Source organism: Streptomyces sp. LUP47B, assembly GCF_001746295.1.
Taxonomy (GTDB): Bacteria; Actinomycetota; Actinomycetes; order Streptomycetales; family Streptomycetaceae; genus Streptomyces.
Genome location: NZ_MJAH01000008.1, coordinates 117,613 through 137,091, shown reverse-complemented (window position 1 = coordinate 137,091; position 19,479 = coordinate 117,613). Strand labels below are relative to the sequence as shown.

At 70.8% G+C, this 19,479-nt stretch carries 12 protein-coding genes and 1 pseudogene; 2 read left to right on the top strand and 11 right to left on the bottom strand.

What is annotated here, in order from left to right; translation table 11 throughout:
* From BFN33_RS25045 to BFN33_RS50180, 3 genes and pseudogenes are all read right to left on the bottom strand, one after another.
* Positions 1–1,860, bottom strand: a complete 1,860-nt coding sequence (locus BFN33_RS25045) for an HSP90 family protein (RefSeq protein ID WP_069762401.1) — start codon at positions 1,858–1,860, stop codon at positions 1–3.
* Positions 1,861–1,935: 75 nt separating this feature from the next.
* Positions 1,936–2,919: a hypothetical protein gene (locus BFN33_RS25040; protein ID WP_069762400.1), complete on the bottom strand. Its 984-nt coding sequence runs from the start codon at positions 2,917–2,919 to the stop codon at positions 1,936–1,938.
* 164 nt (positions 2,920–3,083) lie between these two features.
* Positions 3,084–3,259: pseudogene (locus tag BFN33_RS50180) on the bottom strand (gamma-glutamyl-gamma-aminobutyrate hydrolase family protein); the annotation flags it as partial.
* A gap of 375 nt (positions 3,260–3,634) precedes the next feature.
* Here BFN33_RS50180 and BFN33_RS25035 point away from each other — a divergent pair.
* Entirely contained in the window at positions 3,635–4,042 is a 408-nt protein-coding gene (locus BFN33_RS25035; RefSeq protein WP_069762399.1) for a RidA family protein, read from the top strand.
* Between the two features lie 34 nt (positions 4,043–4,076).
* On the opposite strand, the gene BFN33_RS25030 is transcribed toward BFN33_RS25035, so the two are convergent.
* The 5 genes from BFN33_RS25030 to BFN33_RS25010 all read right to left on the bottom strand — a co-directional run bounded on the left by BFN33_RS25030 (position 4,077) and on the right by BFN33_RS25010 (position 10,043).
* Positions 4,077–5,810, bottom strand: a complete 1,734-nt coding sequence (locus tag BFN33_RS25030; protein WP_069762398.1) for an amylo-alpha-1,6-glucosidase — start codon at positions 5,808–5,810, stop codon at positions 4,077–4,079.
* A gap of 58 nt (positions 5,811–5,868) precedes the next feature.
* Positions 5,869–6,678, bottom strand: coding sequence for a carbohydrate ABC transporter permease (locus BFN33_RS25025; protein WP_069762397.1), 810 nt, complete (start codon positions 6,676–6,678; stop codon positions 5,869–5,871).
* A complete protein-coding gene (locus BFN33_RS25020) occupies positions 6,675–7,628 on the bottom strand; it encodes a carbohydrate ABC transporter permease (protein ID WP_069762396.1) in 954 nt (317 codons plus the stop codon). The genes BFN33_RS25025 and BFN33_RS25020 overlap by 4 nt, the downstream gene beginning before the upstream one ends.
* 20 nt (positions 7,629–7,648) lie before the next feature.
* Positions 7,649–8,896 carry an extracellular solute-binding protein gene (locus BFN33_RS25015; RefSeq protein WP_069762395.1) on the bottom strand — a complete coding sequence of 416 codons (1,248 nt, stop codon included), beginning with the start codon at positions 8,894–8,896 and terminating at the stop codon, positions 7,649–7,651.
* 136 nt (positions 8,897–9,032) lie between these two features.
* The gene (locus tag BFN33_RS25010) at positions 9,033–10,043 is read right to left on the bottom strand and encodes a LacI family DNA-binding transcriptional regulator (RefSeq protein ID WP_069762394.1); all 1,011 of its coding nucleotides are present in this window, start codon (positions 10,041–10,043) and stop codon (positions 9,033–9,035) included.
* A gap of 394 nt (positions 10,044–10,437) precedes the next feature.
* Here BFN33_RS25010 and BFN33_RS25005 point away from each other — a divergent pair, with 394 nt between their 5' ends.
* Positions 10,438–14,043, top strand: coding sequence for a LamG-like jellyroll fold domain-containing protein (locus BFN33_RS25005; protein WP_069762393.1), 3,606 nt, complete (start codon positions 10,438–10,440; stop codon positions 14,041–14,043).
* Between the two features lie 18 nt (positions 14,044–14,061).
* Here BFN33_RS25005 and BFN33_RS25000 read toward each other — a convergent pair whose 3' ends face one another.
* From BFN33_RS25000 to BFN33_RS24990, 3 genes are all read right to left on the bottom strand, one after another.
* Positions 14,062–15,120 (bottom strand): LacI family DNA-binding transcriptional regulator, encoded by a 1,059-nt coding sequence (locus tag BFN33_RS25000; protein ID WP_079141006.1) that lies wholly within the window; start codon positions 15,118–15,120, stop codon positions 14,062–14,064.
* Positions 15,121–15,196: 76 nt separating this feature from the next.
* Positions 15,197–16,798: a metallophosphoesterase family protein gene (locus BFN33_RS24995; protein ID WP_069762391.1), complete on the bottom strand. Its 1,602-nt coding sequence runs from the start codon at positions 16,796–16,798 to the stop codon at positions 15,197–15,199.
* Between the two features lie 457 nt (positions 16,799–17,255).
* A complete protein-coding gene (locus tag BFN33_RS24990) occupies positions 17,256–19,361 on the bottom strand; it encodes an alpha-galactosidase (protein WP_069762390.1) in 2,106 nt (701 codons plus the stop codon).
* Positions 19,362–19,479: the final 118 nt, after the last annotated feature.

Here is a 19,479-nt window from a genome sequence, read left to right as displayed (position 1 = left end):
TCAGCTGTCCTTGCGGAGGGCGTGGGCGAGGAGGTCGAGGAAGGAGCGGTTGATGAGGCTCGACTCGGCGGGCCTGAGCGGGCGGCGGGACAGCATCGCGGCCTGCCCGTAGAGGGCTTCGGCGCTGGTGCGGGCCAGCTCGGGCTCGTCGATGGTGACGGCGGTGCGCACCAGCGGGTTGAGCTGGTTGAGGATCAGCTGGGCCCGCGGGGCCTCCTGGCGCAGGGCGCCGAGGATGTCGCCCCACACGCCGCCCTGCTGCTCGCGGGCCAGCTGCGAGCGGGTGCGTTCGTGCCTGGCCTCACGGCTGTCGAGGAGGAGGGCGGGGGCGGAGGCGGGCTGGAAGGTGCGCAGCGCGACATCGCAGTCGAAGACGGCGAGGGCGTCGCGGGCCTGGGCGAGATAGGCCGCGGCGGCCAGTTCCGTCTCCCGGTCGACGGGGTCGAGGTGGGCGGTGAGGGTCGACGGGTCGAGGTCGGCGACGCTGACCTCGGGCCTGATCTCGGGCAGCCGGTGGACCAGTTCACGGTCGTAGGTGTAGCCGCCGTTGACGACGCCGAGCCCGGCGGCCGAGGCGATCGCGGCGACCTGGCGGAACTCCTCCACGCTCGAGGTCACGAGGACGGTGCGGTGGGTGCGCGCGAACTCGTCGAGGGTGGCGTGTCCGTCGGTGGTCTCGAACGGCAGCCAGGGCAGCAGCATCCGCATGATCTCGTCGTCGTGCACCGCGAGCGACTTCACGGCCAGGTGGTGGACCTGGAGGAAGCGGCCGAGCAGCTCGGGGTCGCTGGCGGCGGCCCGGGCGATCCATGCGCGCAGGCGCTCGGCGAGGGCGTCGCGTACGGCGGCGAGGGTGTCGTCCTCGTACAGGGACTCGCGGGACGCCGTCGGGCGCAGGCTCTCGGCGTCGACGACACAGCGGACGAAGAACGCCCAGTCGGGCAGGATTTCCTCGGCCTGCTCGGACAGCAGCATGCCTTTGACGTGCACACGGTGGCCGTGGCGGCGCCCGGCGGGGACCGTCTCCGGCAGCACGCACGCGATGCCCTTCAGGCCCACGGCCGGCAGGTCCAGCTCGATGGTGTCCAGCGGCGTGAATCCGAAGACCTGCTCGCCGTAGGCGGCCAGGGCGCGGGAGCGGGCTCCGGGAGTGGCGTGGCTGCGCGCCCAGGGTGCGGGCTCGGGGTTGACGGGTGCCCCCACGGACGCGCCAGGGCCGCCGGTGCCGTCGTCGAAGGTCACCGGGTGGCGCAGCAGCGAGCCGAAGTGCCGGGCCAGCGCGTGCACCTGGGCGGGGCCGGTCCATTCGCCCGCGTCGGCGCGGGGCGTCAGCGTGACGGTGGTGCCGGGCCGGGGGCGCGCGGAGGCGGGCAGGGTGCGGACGGTGTAGCTGCCGTCGCCGCGTCCGCGCCATTCCACGGCGGGGGCTTCGGGGGTGCGGGCGGAACGGCTCAGCACATGGATCTCGTCCGCGACCAGGAAGCAGGAGAGCAGGCCGATGCCGAACTGGCCGATGAAGTCGGCGCGTTGTTCGGCGATCTGGTCCGTTCGCTTGCTGCTGCGGCCGATCGTGGCGAGGAAGGTGTGCACGTCCGCCTCGGTGAGGCCGATGCCGTCGTCCTCGACGCGGACCACCGCACCGTCGGCGTACAGGCGGATGCCGAACGCGTCGGCGGGGGCGCCCTGTTCGAGGCGGTGCCGGGCGGTGAGCGCGTCCACCGCGTTCTGCAGGAGTTCGCGCAGGTAGACGCGGGGGCTGGAGTAGAGGTGGTGGGAGAGGAGATCGACGAGGCCGCGCAGGTCCACTTGGAAGGTGCGGTCAGTGGAGGCGTGGTCGGCGGAGTCATGGCGCAGAGGCATGGGGCAGTCCGGGAGATGGGAACGGCGGGTGGGCGATGGTCCGGCCGGGACGGGCGGGGACGTGCGGCCTTCGGCTCAGAAGGCCTTGCGGAAGCGCGCGTACGCTTTCTGGGGGTCCGCCATGAAGGTCCACGGCCACTCGGTGAAGACACCGTCCAGTTCGCGGAAGACATTGGAGGCCTTGCTGCTGCCCGCCAGCGACAGGGCCATGGCGAAGATGTTGTAGTCGCCCTGCCAGCCCAGGCGGCGTTCGTACGAGTGGTGCAGGATGCTGCGCTCCGCGGCCTCCCTCAGCTCGGTCCGGATCCGCGGGTCTTGCAGGCAGTCACGGTTGTCCGACTCCACCCACTCCTCGATGTGCGCCATGGCGATCACACAGCCGAGACGGTGCCCGTCGGGCGCGCCGGCGAAGGCTTCGCGGGCGAACGCCAGGGCCTGGCCCGGCTCGCCGCCCCATCGGGGCTGCAACTGGGACACCCACTCGATGTGGGTGTCCAGGTCCAGCGGGTCGCGGCGCAGGGCGGCGTCGCGCCGGGTCTCGTTGACGGCGGGGCTCAGGGACATGCCACGACCCGAGGTGAGGAGGCGACGCCACGGGGTGACCCAGTCGGGCCGCAGCTCGGCGGCTTCGAGCAGCTGTTCCTCGGCGATCTCGAGCCGCTCGTGGAAGACGCGCCACTGCTCCTGCGTGACGTTCACGGCACGCGCGGAGGTGCGCGCTTCCCAGCCCCAGCTGATGTGGCGCGCCCCGGATACCAGCAGGGCGGTCGCCCGGTGCTCCTTGTCCTCCTGTACGGCCCGGCCGATCCAGTCCTGCACTCCGTCCAGGTCGGCGAGCTGACCCAGAACCGCGTGGTCGCGGCCGAGATCGAAGGGGGCAAGGGCTTCCTTGACCGCCTCCCAGTCACCGGCGTCGGCCGCCTCCACCAGCGCGAGCACCCGCGTGTCCCCGAGGGCGCGCAGCGGATACGTCCCGTTCTTCTGTCTGCGCGGGACGGGCAGGGCGTGCGGATCCGCCACCGGTCTCTCCGCATCCCTGCCGAACAGCTTGCCGAACATGCCGCGCCCTCCCCTGGTCCCGCGTGATCGTCCGGTGCAGCATAAGCGGCCCCACTGACAGCGCTTCCACCGGGTTTTCACCGGCACTTCACCGATCCGGCGCCCGCGGACGGCTCTACGACACCGGCTCGGAGGGAGGTCCTGCCTCCGGGGGGCGATGCCCTCAGGGCGTCGAACAGGCACTGCTGGGCGGGCACTTCGGATGCCACTGGACGGCGGTGAACCATCCGGGCAGGACCGGGAGTTCGAGCCCCTCCACCGTGCCGTCAGCGGCCCGTGCGGTGACCCTGAGCCCGGCTCCGAGGCGCTCCACCCGCTGATGGTGGCAGCAGGACGCGTCCACTGCCGCCGAGGGCGACGGTCACCCGGTCGACGACGGACGAGTGGGCCGACTTCAGCCAGACGCGCTTGAGGTTGCCGGCCGACGGAGGTGGAGCCGGTGACGGCGTGTACGGAGTGCTCGACGTCGTCTCCGGCAAGTATCCCGTGGCCGGAAAACCCCTCGGCCTCCGACCCGGCATCGACGCGTGTCACCGAGTGGACGGTCGTGTACCCGAGTACACCCGCGGGGAAGGCCGCTGAACTGCTTGGTCACCGTCGGGTTCCCCAGGCACGGAAAAGTGCGTTCTTCCATGTCAGCGAGCACTCTCCTACGGTTCCCCAGTAACTACTGGAGACCACGGGCTCATGGGGCCCGACCATGGAGGCGTCGAGGATGGCCATCACCTTGCTGAATCCCGGCGGGCTGCCGGAGATCGATGTCTACCGGCAGGTGGCGATCGCGTCCGGTACGAAGCTGGTCTTCGTCGCCGGGCAGGTCGCCTGGGACGCCGAGGGCCGCACGATCGGTGAGGGCGACCTCGCCGCGCAGGTCGAGCAGTGCTACGTCAACATCGGCACGGCCCTGGCCGAAGCCGGCGGCTCCTTCGACGACGTGGCGAAACTGACCTTCCACGTCGTCGACTGGACGCCCGACAAGATGCCCCTCCTCCTGGAGGGAATGTCCCGGGCGGCCGCGCGACTGGGCGTCACCCCGGCCCCGCCGGCCACGCTGCTGGGCGTCGCGGCACTGGACGTCCCCGATCACTTGGTCGAGATCGAGGCCGTCGCTGTCCTCGACTGAGCACGGGTCCCGCCGGGACGTGCACAACTTCGTCTCACCGGCCCTCTCGCTGTGCGTGGGCTTCGGCGAGGAGGAGGTAGGCGGCGGCCGTCCACGTGTAGGCGCGGTCGCGCAGGCCCGTCCCGGTCAGGGCGTCGAAGTTCTCCGCGAAGCCGTGCTCCTCGCACAGCGCGCGGAAGCGGGCGCTGATCTCGTCCGCCAGCCGGAGGTGGCCGCCGCGCCGCAGACCGTCCTCGACGAGGATCGTTGCGGGGGCCCAGATCGGGCCGCGCCAGTAGCCGTCGGCGAGGTAGTGCGGCGAGGCCGGCAGCTCGGTGGCCAGGCCGTACGGGGTCAGGTGGGCCTCGATACGGCCGGCCAGGACATCGCCGATCTCGGGCGGCAGGTGCTCGCCCAGCACGATGGGCATCAGGTCGAGCAGGCCGGCGGTGCCCCAGGTGTCGCCGCTGTCGACGCCCTGGGCGACGAACCGGTCGCCCGTCCAGAGCTGGTCGAGCATCGCCTGCTGTGTCTCCTCGGCGGCCCGCGTCCACCGCCTGGCGTCGTCCGGTCTCTCCAGGTGCGTTGCCAGGTCGGCCAGTTCACGCAGTTGGAGGGTGAGGAAGGCGGCGAGGTCCGCGGTGACGACCACGCGTTCGGGATCGAAGGTGGTGGCGTTGTCCCAGCCGCTGTCGTTGCCGTGCTGGTAGTGCGGCAGGGTCGCGCCGGGGGCACGGCGGGCGGTGAGCCAGAACTCCGTCCAGCGTTCCAGCCTCTCGTACGTCCCGGTCAGTTCCGCCCGCCCCAACGGCGTGGGCAGCCGGCGCCGCAGATGGCCGAACGCCCAGCCGTGGATGGGCGGTTTGACGAAGTTGTGGAGCACCTCGGAGTGGGTGACCGAGTCGGGCAGCGCCCCGGTCTCGTCCTGGTGGTCGAAGGGCAGCTGGAACTGGTCCCGGGCCAGTTCGGGGCAACCGGTGGCCAGGGCAAGGGCGTTGAAGCAGTGGTCCCAGCTCCACACCTTGTCCATCCAGTGCTTGGACATCAGAACACCGGGGCGGGTGACCAGGCCGGCCGGGCGTACGGTCGCCGACCACAGGACGTAGGCGGCGAGTTCGGCGGCCGAGGTGGCGGCCGAGCGCCAGGGGGCCACGGTGTCGACGAAGTCCGCGAAGGAGTTCCGCGCGGCCTCGACGACCTTGCCGAAGGCCGCCGTCGGCACGTAGGGAGGGCGGGCGGTGTCGAGTTCCTCGACCGCGATCTCCCAGCCGCCGTCCGCGTCGGCGACGGTGACACCACGGTCGGCACTGCCCAGTGCCTGGCTGCCGAACACGTCGGCCACCGTGCCGGAGAGTACCGAGACACGGTAGCGCCGTCCGGTCTCGTACGACGTGAACACATAGGCGTCCACGGCCGGTTCGCGGTAGAAGTACGTTCCGCTGAACGGGGTCAGCGTCCGGGCCGCCGCCGAGATCCGCAGCGGCACGCCCGCACCGCGCAGCCGTACGGTGTCGGGTGACTCGTAGGCGAGGTCGATGCGCCCGTCCGTACCGGTCCAGCTGAGCAGTCCCGGTGTCGCCTCGACGCGGGTCCCGGCCCGCTCGCCGGTCACGGGGTCGAGCGGCACGAGGCTCAGGACGGCGTGCATGCCGTTCTGGTGGGAGACGAGGTGGAGGTCATCGGCGTACGTCTTCTCCGCCACCACCGGGGAGATGCCGAACCAGGATCCGTAGGTGCTGAACGGGATGTCGTGGACGGAGAAGGCCGGGCCGGAGCGGTCGGCGGTCATGAAGGGGCACTCGTTTCTCGAGCAGGGATCGTCAGGGGGGAAGGCTGCGCCGCGGAGGTCAGTCCTTGACGGCACCGGCGGTCACACCGGCGGCGACATAGCGCTGGGCGAGGACGAGGATGACCGCGGCGGGCAGGGAGGCCACGACGGCGGTGGCCATGATGGCGTTCCACTGCTGGTTGTTGTTGCCGATGTAGTGGTAGATGCCCAGGGTGATCGGCTCGTGGGCGCCGCCGTTGACCAGGGTGCTGGCGAAGACGAAGTCGGACCAGGACCACAGGAACGCGAACAGGGACACCGTGACGACGGCGTTGCGGCTCATCGGCAGGACGATGGACCAGAAGGTGCGCAGGGGTCCCGCGCCGTCCGTCCTCGCGGCCTGGAGGAGTTCGCCGGGGATGCCGGACATGAACGCCGTGAAGATGAGGACGGCGAAGGGGACGGCCAGCGTGGAGTCGGCGACGATCAGGCCGGGAACGGTCTGGAGCAGGCCGAGTTGGAGGTAGATGGCGTAGAAGCCCATCGCCATGATGATGCCGGGGATCATCTGGGCGGCCAGCAGGACGAAGCTCATGATTCCGCCGCCGCGTGGGCGCAGTTTGGCCAGCGCGTAGCCGGCGGGGGCGGCGAGCGCCACGGTCAGGGCGACGGTGCCCAGTCCGATGACGAGGCTGGTGCCGAGGTAGGGCAACTGCTGGTCGACGACGGCCCGGTAGCCCTCCAGGGTGACGTGGGCGGGGAACAGGTCCGGCGGGCTCTTGCGCATGTCCTGGTCGCGGGTGAGGGACACGTTGAGCATCCAGTACACCGGGAAGAGCGTGATCGCGGTCAGCAGCAGGCCCACGGCGGTCTTCAGACGGGTTCTCATGACAGCGCCTGCTTTCGCTGGACCCGCACGTAGACCAGGCCGAAGACCAGGGCGGCGACCACCAGCAGGTTGCCGACGGCGGCGCCGGGGCCGAAGGCGGGCAGCAGGTTGCCGAAGCCGAGTTGGTAGGACCAGGTGGCGAAGGTGGTGGACGAGTCGGCCGGGCCGCCCTTGGTCATGATCCAGATGATGTCGAAGACCTTGAGTGTGTAGACCAGGCCCAGCAGCAGGGTGATGGCGGAGACCGGGCGCAGCAGCGGGAAGGTGATGCTCCAGAAGCGCCGCCAGGGGCCCGCGCCGTCGATGGCGGCCGCCTCGTACAGGCTGCCGGGGATGGACTGCAGTCCGCTGTAGAGGACGACCAGGTTGAAGGGGACGCCGATCCAGATGTTCGCGATGATCACCGAGGTCAGCGACCAGGACGGCGAGGTCAGCCAGTTCACCGGGCCGATCCCGACGGCGTGCAGCACGGCGTTGACGATGCCGGACTCGCTGTTGAGCATCCACGACCAGGTGGAGGCCGACACGATCAGCGGCAGCAGCCACGGCACCAGGAACAGGGCCCGCAGGGTGGCGGAGAGCCGGAAGTGCTGGTTGAAGAAGACGGCCAGCGCCAGGCCGATGCTGTACTGGAAGACCAGGCACACGCCGGTGAACACCACGGTGTGGAGCAGGGCCGGGGCGAAGGTCGGGTCGTCGAAGACCGTGCGGTAGTTCGCCAGGCCGGTGAAGGGCGCGTCGCCCCGCACGAACGAGCGCACGGTGTAGTGGCGCAGGCTCAGGTCGAGGTTGCGGTACAGCGGGTAGGCGTAGAACAGGACGAGGTAGAGGGTCACCGGGGCGAGGAAGGCCCAGGCGGCCCACTGCGGGGAGGCGGGTCGGCGTCGCGCCTCGGGGGCCGCGCCCTTGGAGTCGGTCCGCGGGCGCGGCACTTGTGTCGTCTGGCTCATCAACTGGCCCCGGGGTGTGCTCACTTGACGGCGGACTGCGCGGCGTTCAGCGCGTCCTTCGGTGACTTCGAGCCGCTGAGCGCCGACTGGACGGCCTTCCACATCTGCTCCGAGATCTTGGGGTACTTGGTCCCCAGGTCGTCACTGGTGCGTCCCTTGGCCGCCTTGACCGCGTCGACCCAGGGCTTCAGCTCCGCGTTCGCCGCCACCTGCTTGTCCTGGACCTCGCTGGTGGGGGCCACGTAGGACAGGGTGGTGTCGGTGTCGTACAGGTTCTGGGTGCTGGTCAGGCAGGTCGCCAGCTTCTGGGTGGTGGCGTAGCGGCCGGTGTCGTCCTGGACCGGGAGGGTGACGAACTCGCCGCCGGTCGGGGCGGCGGCGCCGCCGCCGGAGGCGCCGGGTATCGGGAGCACGCCGTAGTCGAGGCCGGCCTTCTTGGCGTTGCCGAGCTGCCAGGTGCCGTTCTCGGCGAAGGCGTAGTCGCCGGTCGCGAACTCCTGCCAACTGGTCGTCTGGGTGTTGTTGAGGACCGAGTTGGGGGCGTAGCCGCCCTTGACCCAGTCCTTCCACAGGGAGAGCGCCGACTCACCCTGGGCGGAGTCGAGTTGGGTCAGCTTCGCGCCCGCGCCCCAGAACCACGGCAGGAACTGGAAGCTGCCCTCCTCGGTGCCGATGGCGGAGAAGGTGATGCCCTTCTTGCCGGCCTTCTTCACCTTCTCCAGGGCCGCTGTCAGCGACGCCCAGTCCTTCACCGAGGCGATGTCCACGCCGGCTTGCTCGAGGACCTTCTTGTTGTAGTAGAGGGCGAGGGTGTTGGCGCCGATCGGGGTGCCGTAGGTCTTGCCGCCCGACTGGCCGGCCGCGAGGAGGTTGGGGTCGACCTTGGAGGTGTCCAGCTTGTTTTCGTCGGTCGTGGTGAGGACGCCCGCCTCGGCCAGGGTCGAGACGACCGGGTTGTCGACGATGAGGACGTCCGGGGAGTTGCCCTGCTGGGCCGCCAGCAGGGCCTTGTTCGTCAGGTCACTCGTGTCGAAGCCGGTCCGCTTGACCTTCACGCCCGCCTCGGTGCCGCACTTGTCGAGCAGTTTCGTCCAGGCCGAGCCCTTGGCGAACTGCGGGTAGGGGTCCCAGACGGTGTACGTGCCGCTGTCGGCGCCCTTGGTGCCGCTGCTGCCGGAGCCGGAGCCGCAGGCGGTGACGCCGGTGGCGACGGCCAGGGAGAGCAGGACCACGGCGGTCGGACGGCGCCGTCCGGAGAAGCTGTTCATGGTGGGTTCCTTCGGTGTGTGGCATGCGGGTGCCGCGGCGGTGGGTCGCGCGGAGAAGCGGGCACGGTGAACAGCGCCGTCAGGCGGCGGTCCGGACGTGAGCGGTGTGACGATGACGCGTAACTCAGGAGTGAGATCAGGTCCCTGCGGGCCCGGTGCTGCTCCGCAGCGAGATCGGTGGGATGAGCAGATGCTGCCGGGGCGGCGCGTCGGGGTGGTCCAGCCGCTCCACCAGCAGGTCGACGGCGAGCCGGCCCATCTCGGCCGCCGGTACGTCCGCCGCGGTGAGCTGCGGGGTCACCGTCTCCGCCCAGCGGTTGGCGACGATCCCGGTGATGGAGAAGTCGCGCGGCACATGGCGGCCCGCGTGGGCGAGCCCCCGGTAGAGGCCGCCGAGCGCGGCCTCGTTCAGGGTGACCAGGGCCGTGGTGGCCGGGTCGTCGTGCAGGATCCGTTCCACGCAGGCCTGGCCCGCGGCGGCGTCGTCCCCGCAGCAGTACGTCCGCACCGTCAGCCCACGTTCGGCCGCGGCCTTGGTGAAGCCGTCCAGTCCGCGGTGGGCGGACTCGTACCCGGTCCTCAGGAGCTGTTCGGGCCGGTTGACGAAGGCGACCCGGCGGTGGCCGAGGTCCGCGAGGTGATGGACGCAGGCCGCGGCCAGCGCGGTGTGGTCCAGGCCGACGTACCAGCCGTCCTCCGGGTGAGCGGTGCGGCCGATGGCGACGGAGGGGAAGCCGAGCGCGGCCAGGTGATCGGCCCGGTCGTCCTCCAGCCTGATCTCCATCAGGATCGCGCCGTCGACCCTCCGCTCCCCCAGCAGCCGCTGGAAGGAACGGTCGCTGTCCATGCCGCTGGGTGACAGCAGCACGTCGTAGTCGTAGGCAGCGGCGGCCTCCACCACGCTGCCGATGAAGTCCAGCTGCATCCCGGTGTAGTGGTTCCCGGCCGGCGGGAAGACCAGGCCGATGGTGCTGGTCCGCCCGTTGGCCAGGGCGCGGGCGCTGGCGCTGGGCTGGTAGCCCAGTTCGTCGACGACCTGCTGGATCTTCCGTCGCGTGTCCTCGGACACCGGGCGCTTGCCGCTCAGTGCGTAGGACACGGTGCTGCGCGAGACACCGGCCCGCCGGGCGATCTCACCGATGTTCACGGCGACTCCTTGGGACGGGCGACCGGCTTGTCGAACCGGTTCGCGTGGAAGTGAACGTAGGAACTGCCCCGACGCCTGTCAATACCCTGAACATATTCGCTGACGGGGTGGGAGAAACGGCGAGATCCCCTGTGTCGAAGGGATTGCTGGCCCGATGTCCCGGTGCTAGCTTCGCCGAACCGGTTCGACACAGTCGCCCAGGGCGACTCCCTCGCACCCACCGTCACAGAGCCGCCGCACCCGCATCCCCCTACACGCGCCCTCCCCACACCTTGCCTGGATCGAACCGATTCGACGGCGACTGAGACGGGCCGACGGAACCCGTTACTCGACGATTGAGGACGTATCCATGTCATCCGCTGACAGATCCACGCGCCGCCGTGCGCCGGCCGCCATGGCGCTGGCCCTCGGCGCGGGCCTGCTGGCCGCGCCGGCCGTCTCCGCGCAAGCGGCCGAGGCGCCCGGGCCCGCCGCCCGCTACACCTTCGACCAGGACGATCTCGCCTCCGGAAAGATCACCGACACTTCGGGCAACGGCCTCACGGCGAGCCTGGTGAACGGCTCGACGGCCCAGTCCGTGGCGGGCACGGACGGCGGCAAGGCACTGGCCCTGCCCGGCGGGGCCCCGACCTCCGACGGCGCCTACGTCCGGCTGCCCCGCGAGGTGGTCGGCGACGCAAGCGACCTGACGGTCTCCGCCCGGGTGAAGTGGAGCGGCGACACATCGTCCTGGCAGCGGATCTTCGACCTGGGGACCGACACCACCAAGTACCTCTTCAGCACGCCGTACAACGGCAACGGGCTGTTCCAGACCTCCGTGACCACCGGAGGAGGCGGCGCGGAGACCCAGGTCCGCGGCTACGCGGCACTGCCCGCGGACGCGTGGCGGACGGTCACCGTCACCCTCGACACCACCGCCGGCCGGCTCACCACCTATCTGGACGGAGTGGCGGTGTCCTCCGCCGCGACCGCCATCAAGGCCAAGGACCTGCTGAGCGGTTCGGCGACCGCCGCCGGCTACATAGGCAAGTCCCTCTACCCGGACCCGCTGCTCAAGGGCGCCGTCGACGACTTCGCCGTATGGCACTCGGCGCTCAGTGCCGAGCAGGTGGCCGGCCTGGTCGGTGCCGTGCCGACCCTCCAGGAACTCTCGAAGACGTCCTTCGACGTCCGTACGACCGACGGGACCGCCCCGACCCTCCCGGCGGCCGTCCGCGCCGGCTTCTCCGACGGCTACGACCGCGACACGCCTGTCACCTGGGACGCCGTACCGCCCGAGAAGTACGCCAAGCCCGGGACCTTCGCGGTGGCCGGCACGGCGGCGGGACGCGCGGTGCGGGCGAACGTCACCGTGGTCCGCGAGGGGCAGCTCACCGTCGACCTCGGCTCGGACACCGGCGCGTTCCACGGCGGCGCCTCCGGCACCCTCTACGGCGTGTACGGACCGGACGTCCCCACCAACAACCTCATCGAGGGCATGGGCCTGCGCACGGTCTCCACCAAGGCGCAGGACGGTCCGCAGCATCCCGGCGCCGACGCGCTGGACGTGGTCAGGCCGCTCGCCGACTCCACCGACGGCGACGTGTACATCTACATGACCGACATCCACCGCGGCTTCCCGTACGAGTGGCCGGGCGACACCCCCGCGGAGAAACTCAAGCTCTATGAGGAGAAGATCGCCAAGCAGGTCGACCAGGTCCTGCAACTGCCGAAGCAGTACCAGGACAACATCGTCTTCGTGCCGTTCAACGAGCCCGAGGGCAACATGTTCGGCACCGGCCAGTGGAGCTACAACAAGGTCAGCTGGCTGAGCGACCCCGACGACTACTTCGCCGCCTGGGACTCCGCGTACAAGCTCATCAAGGGCAAGATGCCGGACGCCCGTATCGCCGGTCCCAACACCAGCGTCCTGTACGACCAGGTGAAGGGCTTCCTCACCCATGCCCTGGCCGCGGGCACCCTCCCGGACGTCATCACCTGGCACGAGCTGAGCCACCCGGAGGCGGTGCGCGAGAGCGTCGCCAAGTACCGGGTGTGGGAGAAGGAACTGTTCAAGGGCACCGACCGCGAGGGCACCCAACTCCCCGTCAACATCAACGAGTACGCCTTCAACTACCACACCTCCGTCCCCGGCCAGATGATCCAGTGGGTCTCCGCGATCGAGGAGTCCAAGGTGGACGCCGACATCGCGTACTGGAACATCGACGGCAACCTCTCCGACTCCGCGGTGCAGTCCAACCGCGGCAACGGCCAGTGGTGGCTGCTGAATTCGTACGCCTCGATGAGCGGGCACACGGTGGCGGTGACGCCCCCGTTCCCCGGCGAGAACTACACGATGCAGGGCGTGGCCACGCTGGACCAGAAGAAGAAGCAGGCCCGGCTGCTCTTCGGCGGCTCCACGGGCAAGGGGCACATCACCTTCTCGGGCGTCCCGAAGAAGCTCTTCGGTGACCGTGTGCACGCCTGGGTGCGGGAGATCGAGTGGAGCGGGCAGGTCGGTGACTCCTCCGGCCCGAAGCTGCTCACGGAGACGAACCTGAAGGTCGCGGACGACGGCACGGTCACCGTCGACTTCGGTGACGGCGCGCTGCCGAAGCTGAAGGAGTCCTCGGCGTACGAGATCGTCCTCAGCCCGGCCGGGAAGGCGGCGAAGACCCAGTCCCCGCCGGTGCGTTGGCAGGGTTCGTACGAGGCGGAGGACGCGGCCCACACCGGGTCCGGCTACTCGAAGAACGGCCCGGAGGGTTCCACCTCCGACGTGTCGAAGTTCTACACCTCCGGCGGCTACGACGTGGGCGGACTGCGCACCGGCTCGGACGTCACGCTCGACTTCACGGTGGACGTGCCCGAGGACGGCACGTACGACCTGAGCGTCTTCGCCAACTCCCTCAACACCTTCGACAAGGTGAAGGAGCAGGGGCCCACCAATGTCTTCCTGCGCGTCGACGGCCGGGCCGGCAGCGAACAGCAGCTGTATCTGCCGCTCGGCTACAAGTGGGTGGTGTGGGACCACACCGACACCAAGGTGAAGCTCACCAAGGGCAAGCACACCCTGACGCTCGCGGCGAAGAGCCTCGACGGCAAGCGTGCGACGAAGGGTGACGCCATCGTCGACCGCCTCACCCTCGCCCTTCCCAAGGCCTCCGCCGGCACCCAGGTCCACGAGGGCGAACTGGCCTGGCTGAGCGGCGGGGCACAGCCCGTCTACACCCTGCCCGAGCGGGCGGCCACCGGCTCGGGCGCGGCCCGGCTCGCCAAGGGCCAGACCGCCACGTTCTGGGTGTACTCCCCCGCCGACCGCGAGGCCACCCTCGACGTCGACACCCTCGGCGGCTCAGGCGCGCGGCTCTCCGTGAACGGACACGACGTCCTGCGCCTGGCCAAGAACAGGAGCAGCGTCGCGGTCTCCCTGTCCGGGGGCGTCAACAAGGTGACGCTGACGGGCGGTTCGTCGGCCACCCTCGTCGACCGCCTGACGGTCACACCGACCGAGGGCACGCTGAAAGCCCGTACCTACGAGGCCCAGGACGCGGTGCTCGCGGGCTCGGCCGCACTCACCCCGCTGTCCCTGGCCACCGACGGCACGGCGATCACCGGCATCGGCGGCGACCCGGGCAACGGCAACACCGCGACGTTCACCGTCACCGCGGACCGGGCCGGTCTGTACGCGCTGCGCGTCCGCTACTCCAACCCGGAGCAGTCCGAGGCCACCCACTACAACCCGGACCCGCTGGCCCGCCACGCCGACATCACCGTCAACGGCGGCGGGATGCGGCGCGTCGGCTTCCCGCACAGCTTCCACGAGAACAACTTCTGGGAGCTCACCGTCCCCGTCACCCTGAAGAAGGGACAGAACACGATCGCCTTCCGTTCCGAGGAGCTGCCGAACTTCGACGGCACGACCTACGCCTCGGAGACCTTCCCCGGAGTGCTGCTCCGGTCCCGGTACGCGCCGCTGATCGACCGGATCACCGTGGCGCCGTACGCGCGGGAGAAGTGATCACCACCGGCGGCGCCGTCAGGCGCCGCCGGTGCCTCCCCACTGGTCCGGCGGGGGCGCCGTGGAGGCGCGTACGACGAGCTCTACCGGTGGGTCGGTCGCCGGGGCCGGCTCGGCGTCCGGTTTCTCGATGGCCTGCACCAGGAGCCGCAGTCCCTCCCGGGCCACGGCGTCGAACGGCTGGCGCACGGTGGTCAGCGGTGGGGTGACATAGGCGGAGACGGGGATGTCGTCGAAGCCGACGACACTCACGTCCTCCGGCACCCGCAGGCCCGCTTCCAGCAGTGCGCGGATCAGGCCGACGGCCATGTCGTCGTTGGCGGCGAACACCGCGGTGACGTCACGGGCGGCGGCGAGTTCGCGGCCCGCCGTGTAGCCGGACGCGGCCGACCAGTCGCCCTCGATGACGGGCGGCTGTGCCCTGTCGCGTGCCGCGAGCGCCGCCCGCCAGCCCCGGAGACGGTCCCGGGCGGCGAACCACCTTTGCGGACCGGCCAGATGATGGACCGTCAGATGCCCGAGGTCCAGCAGGTGCTCGGTGGCCGCCCGCGCCAGTGACTCGGCACCGACGCCCGCTGCCACCGCACGCGGGCCTCCGAACGTCGCGGGCGCGCCGAGGACCAGGACCGGGACGTCGGCTCTCAGCGGCACCGAACCCTCGTCGATCGGTTCGGACAGGACGATGCCGTCCACGCCCTGCTCGAGGAGCGACTCCACGGCCCCCGCGACGCCCGCCGGATCGCCCTCCTGCGTGTTGACGACCCGGAGCGCGTAACCGGCGTCCCGGGCGGCCCGCTCGATGCCGATGAGCAGGGACGCGGGGCCGTACAGGGCGGTTCCGAGCGCGACCACGCCGATGGATCGGGTACGTCCCGAGGCCAGGGCCCGGGCCGCGCTGTTCAGCCGGTAACCGAGTTCCTCCGCGGCCTGGAGCACCCGTCCCCGTACATCGGCGGACACGTACCGCTCACCGTTGAAGACCCGGGAGACCGTCTTCTGCGAGACACCGGCCAGCCTGGCCACGTCCACGGCACGCGGCGCGCCAGGGCTCTGGCCCTGTCCTCCCACTGGCGTCATTGAGTCTCCCGATGTCCGGCAGCTCGAATCCTAGCCAGAGCGACCGGTCGAGGCCTGAACCCCCTGGGAGACGCCGTTAACCGGCGTGGTCCGAGCGGCGGCGGTGCAGGGTGAACGTCTCGAAGACCGACAGGTCGCCGCCGGGCTTGTTCACGTTGTAGTAGGTCACGTGCATGCGGGTGGTGTCACCGGCGTGCCGGCCGGGGTCGACCGTGAAGGCGGCGAAGCCGTAGGGGTGCTCGATGTCCCGGACCCCCGTCCAGACCGCCTGCTCCTTGGTGTAGGTGGACGTGCGCTTCCCGTTGGCACCGGGGGTCGCCGACACGGAGGTGATCACCTTGGCGGTGCCGTCCTTGAAGAAGTTCTGGTTGGTGGTGCCGGAGACGCCTCCGCCACCGAGGATCATGTGCACGGTGCCCAGGCCGGTGTCGATGGAGTCGGTGGCGCCGGAGACCGGGTTCGGGGTCAGCGTCTCGCTGCCGGTGACGACTCCGCGGACGGCCAGGGAGCGCTCGTAGTTGTGCTCGTGGCCGCACAGGACCAGGTCCACGCCGTACGTGTCGAACAGCGGGCCGTACTTCTGCCGCAGGCCGAGGTCGGCGCCGTTGGCGTCCGAGGAGCTGATCATGACCTGGTGCATGGCGACGACCACCCAGTCGATGTCCCGGGAGGACCGCGCCGCCTTCAGCTCCCTTTCCAGGAAGGCCAGTTGGCGCCCGCCGGAGTAGCCGCTGACGTAGATGTCACCGCCGTCCTGGAGGCAGTTGTCGTCGTTCTGGAGCACGATCACGCGAACCGAGCCGACCGTGAACGCGTACCAGAGACCGGCGAGTTCGGCGTCCGTCTCGGTGGACGGGAGGGCGAAGTAGGTCTGGTAGGCGCCGAGTCCGAGCGGGCCGTTGGCCTTCTCGATCTCGTGGTTGCCGGCCGCGGGCATCCAGGGGCGGAAGCGCGCGGAACGGGTGTTGTTGGTGAAGAAGTTGTTCCAGGTGCGCACCCGGTCGACGTCGAGGTTGGCGTAGCACAGGTCGCCGTTGAGGAGGTGGAACAACGGGGCGACCTGCTCGATGCCGGTGACGATGTCCTTGGTCGCGGGGGTGGAGTTCGCGTCCAGCGCGGGGGTGCCGTTGGCCGCCCAGGTCACCTGGGGCGCGGACTGGTCGCCGAAGCTGGTGAAGGTGAACGGCCGCCGCCCGCGCGGAGCCGTCCGGAACGTTCCGCTGTCGGGGGTGGCCCCCTCGTGGGTGGCGAGGTAGATGTACTCGGTGCCGGGGCGGAGCCGTTCCAGCGCGGCGTGGTGGACATAGACGGTGCGGCTGGACGTGCCGTCGACGTAGGTGACGGTCCGGGCCTCCGCGCTGGAGCCGAAGCCGTGCTCCAGGGTGCCGTAGCGCACCATCGGTCTGGTCACCGGCCGGTCGGTGAGCCACGAGACCGTCATCTGGGTGCGCGGGTCCGCCCCGAAGGTCAGGTGCAGCCCCTGGACCGGGGGTGCGCCGGACGAGTCGGCGGTGAGATGAAGAGCGGGGGCGGCCTGCGCCGTTCCCGCTCCGAGCAACGGGGTGACGGCGGCGCCCGCCCCGGCCGTACCGAACAGGCCCAGCGCGTGCCGCCGGCTGACCCCCTCGGAAGCCTTCGCCGACCCGTCCGATGAACCTGGACCTGACTGTGCGGTCATGGTGCCCTCCCTGGCTGACGACGACCGCACCCTGGCGCGCCTCGGCGGCACTTGAGTGAACGCCGAGTTGCCAGACGGTCGTCGAGCCGGGAGTGACGGCCCACGAGGACAAATCTTGCCTCCGGCTTTGCCGGGGGACGCCCGGCCGTTGACGCTCGGAAGAGGCTTTCCGGGGACACCGGGCCGGAAGAGGAACGTCACCTCGTGACCGGTTCCGGGAGGGGCGGACAGAGCGGGCCCGCCCCTCCCGCGCTCAGGCGGTCAGGGCCGGCCTGAGCGCGAGACGGCGCGGTGCCGGCCGGCGAGAGTGGTGGCGGATCGGGCTCACGGCTGTCGGAGCGGCGCTCAGCCGCGCTCAGGCGGTCACGGCCGGCCTGAGCGCGGGACARCGCGGTGCCGGCCGGCGRGAGTGGAGGCGSAACGGGCTCACGGCYGKCGGRGCGGCGCTCAGCCGCGCTCAGCCGGTCGCGGCCAGCCTGAGGAGTACGGCCGTGTCGGTGCGCGGCAGGCCGACGGTGAGCTTTCCCTCGGCCGGGTCCCACTCCACCGTGGCGTCGGCCGTCGTGGGCTGGAGCACCTCCGGCCGCGCCTCGACGCCGCGCAGGTGCGCGAGCGTGAGCGTACGGCTCTCCGGGACGTCGGCCCGCTCCCGCCGCCACACCGCGACGAACGTCGCGTCGCGCCCCCGCAGCCCGTGGGCGATCCAGGCGTCCTCCCAGTCCGGCAGGCCCAGCGGCCAGAAGGGACGGGCGTCGGCGATCTGTGGCCGGATGTCCTTGTACACGCGGATCGCGGAGCGGACGAGCTCGAACTGCTCGTGGTCCATGCGGTCGAGGAAGCCGGAGAGATGGATCCGGCCCAGCAGTGCGCCGGTGAGGGTGAACGCGATCCGGTCGGGGGTGTGGTCGGGCTGCGGGTAGGCCCACACCGCGGCCTGTTCGGGGGCCACGGCGGTGGCGGCGGCCGCGGCGATGGGCGGGTAGCGCAGCAGGTCCTGCTGGTCGCTGGTGGACTGGAGCTGGGTGACGGCGAGTTGGGCGTAGTCCATGCGCAGACCGCCGGAGCCGCAGTTCTCCAGGACCAGGCCGGGATGCCGGTCCAGCAGGGCGGACATCCAGTCGAGGTGGGCGCGGTGGTGGCCCAGCAGACCGGCACCGGGACTCTCCGGGCCGTTCTCCGTGCCGGGTCCGATGTTGATGTTGTAGTCGAGCTTGAGATACCCGACGCCCCACTCCCCGACCAGCCGGTCCACGACGGCGTCGAGATGGGCCCGGGCGGTGGGATGGCGCAGGTCCAGGTGGTGCCGTCCGTGTTCGGTGACACGCAGGCCGCCGCGCCGGAAGAACGCCTCGGGGGGCAGGGTGTCGGCCAACGGGCTGCGCACGCCCACGACTTCGGGCTCCAGCCACAGCCCCGGGACCATGCCGTGCCCCCGGATCGCGTCCAGCACCTCCTGGATGCCGCCGGGGAAACGGCCCCGGGCGGGCTGCCATGCGCCGACCGCGTCCCACCAGCCCTGGGCGTCGTCGTCGTACCACCCGGCGTCGATGACGAAGACCTCGGCGCCGGCCGTCCCCGCCGCCTCGACGAGTGGGAGGAGCTTGTCGGTGGTGGGGTCGCCCATGAGGGTGTTCATGTAGTCGTTGTAGATCACCGGCAGGGCGCGTTGGTCGGGGTGGTCGCGGCGGATCAGCCTGCGGTAGTCGGTGAGTTCACCGAAGGCGGCGTCCAGGCCGCCCGTCTCGCCGTGCACGAGGACGGCGGGAACGGTGTGGAAGTCCTCGCCGGGTGCGAGGGTGTGCTGCCACTGGTGGTGGGCATCGTCGGGGCCGAACAGGGCGACGTAGGCGGCGCCCTCGCGTTCGCCGGTCTCGAAGCGCCACCCCGCGCTGGACTCGATCTGCCACAGCCAGGTACGGCCGGACAGGTCGGTGAGCGCCCCCATCGGCAGGTTCCTGCCCGTGGACCAGCTCCCCTGCGACAAGCGCTCGAAGCAGCCGCGCCCCTCGTGACCGTGCATGGGCCGGCTCAGCGGGACGACCTGGTCACGGAAGGAGGCCTCGCGCCAACGGCACTCGGCGAGCCAGTCGTTGTCCGCCCAGTGCAGGGTCAGTCCGTCGAGACCGCCGCCCGCGTCGGTGATGCCGCCGACGGTCAGGGTGCTCACGCTCTCCAGCCGGAGGGGCGTGCTGCCCTCGTTGACCAGACGGACCCGCGAGCGCAGGAAGGAGGCACCCGGAGCCGTCTCCAGGACCACCTCGGCGACCAGGCCGGTTGCGGGGTCCGCGAGCCGGATCGTCGTACGCTCCCTGCCCTCTTCCCGGACCGTCTCGTGGTCGCGGTAGGTCAGGCGGTCGCCGATCGCGGTCTCGATGAAGCGCTCCCCCGACCACAGGCGTCCGTGCCCGGTGGCGGTGACCTCGACGAGGGGGACCAGACCGGCCCAGTCCTGGTCGGGTGCTCCCAGCCGAACCGAGCCCGTGGCGTCCAGGACGGCGTGCAGCCTGAGCTCCGGGTGCGACCAGAGGCGGGATCTCTCGAGTGTTCCGACGGCTGCGCTCAACGCGGTTTCCCCTTCCGGCACTCAGGCAATGTGACCGCTCACAAGCCTCGCATGCATGTGACCGGTCACACAAGCTCGCGCGGCGAGCGCCGGGCAGTGCCGCAGAGCTGGGTCGACA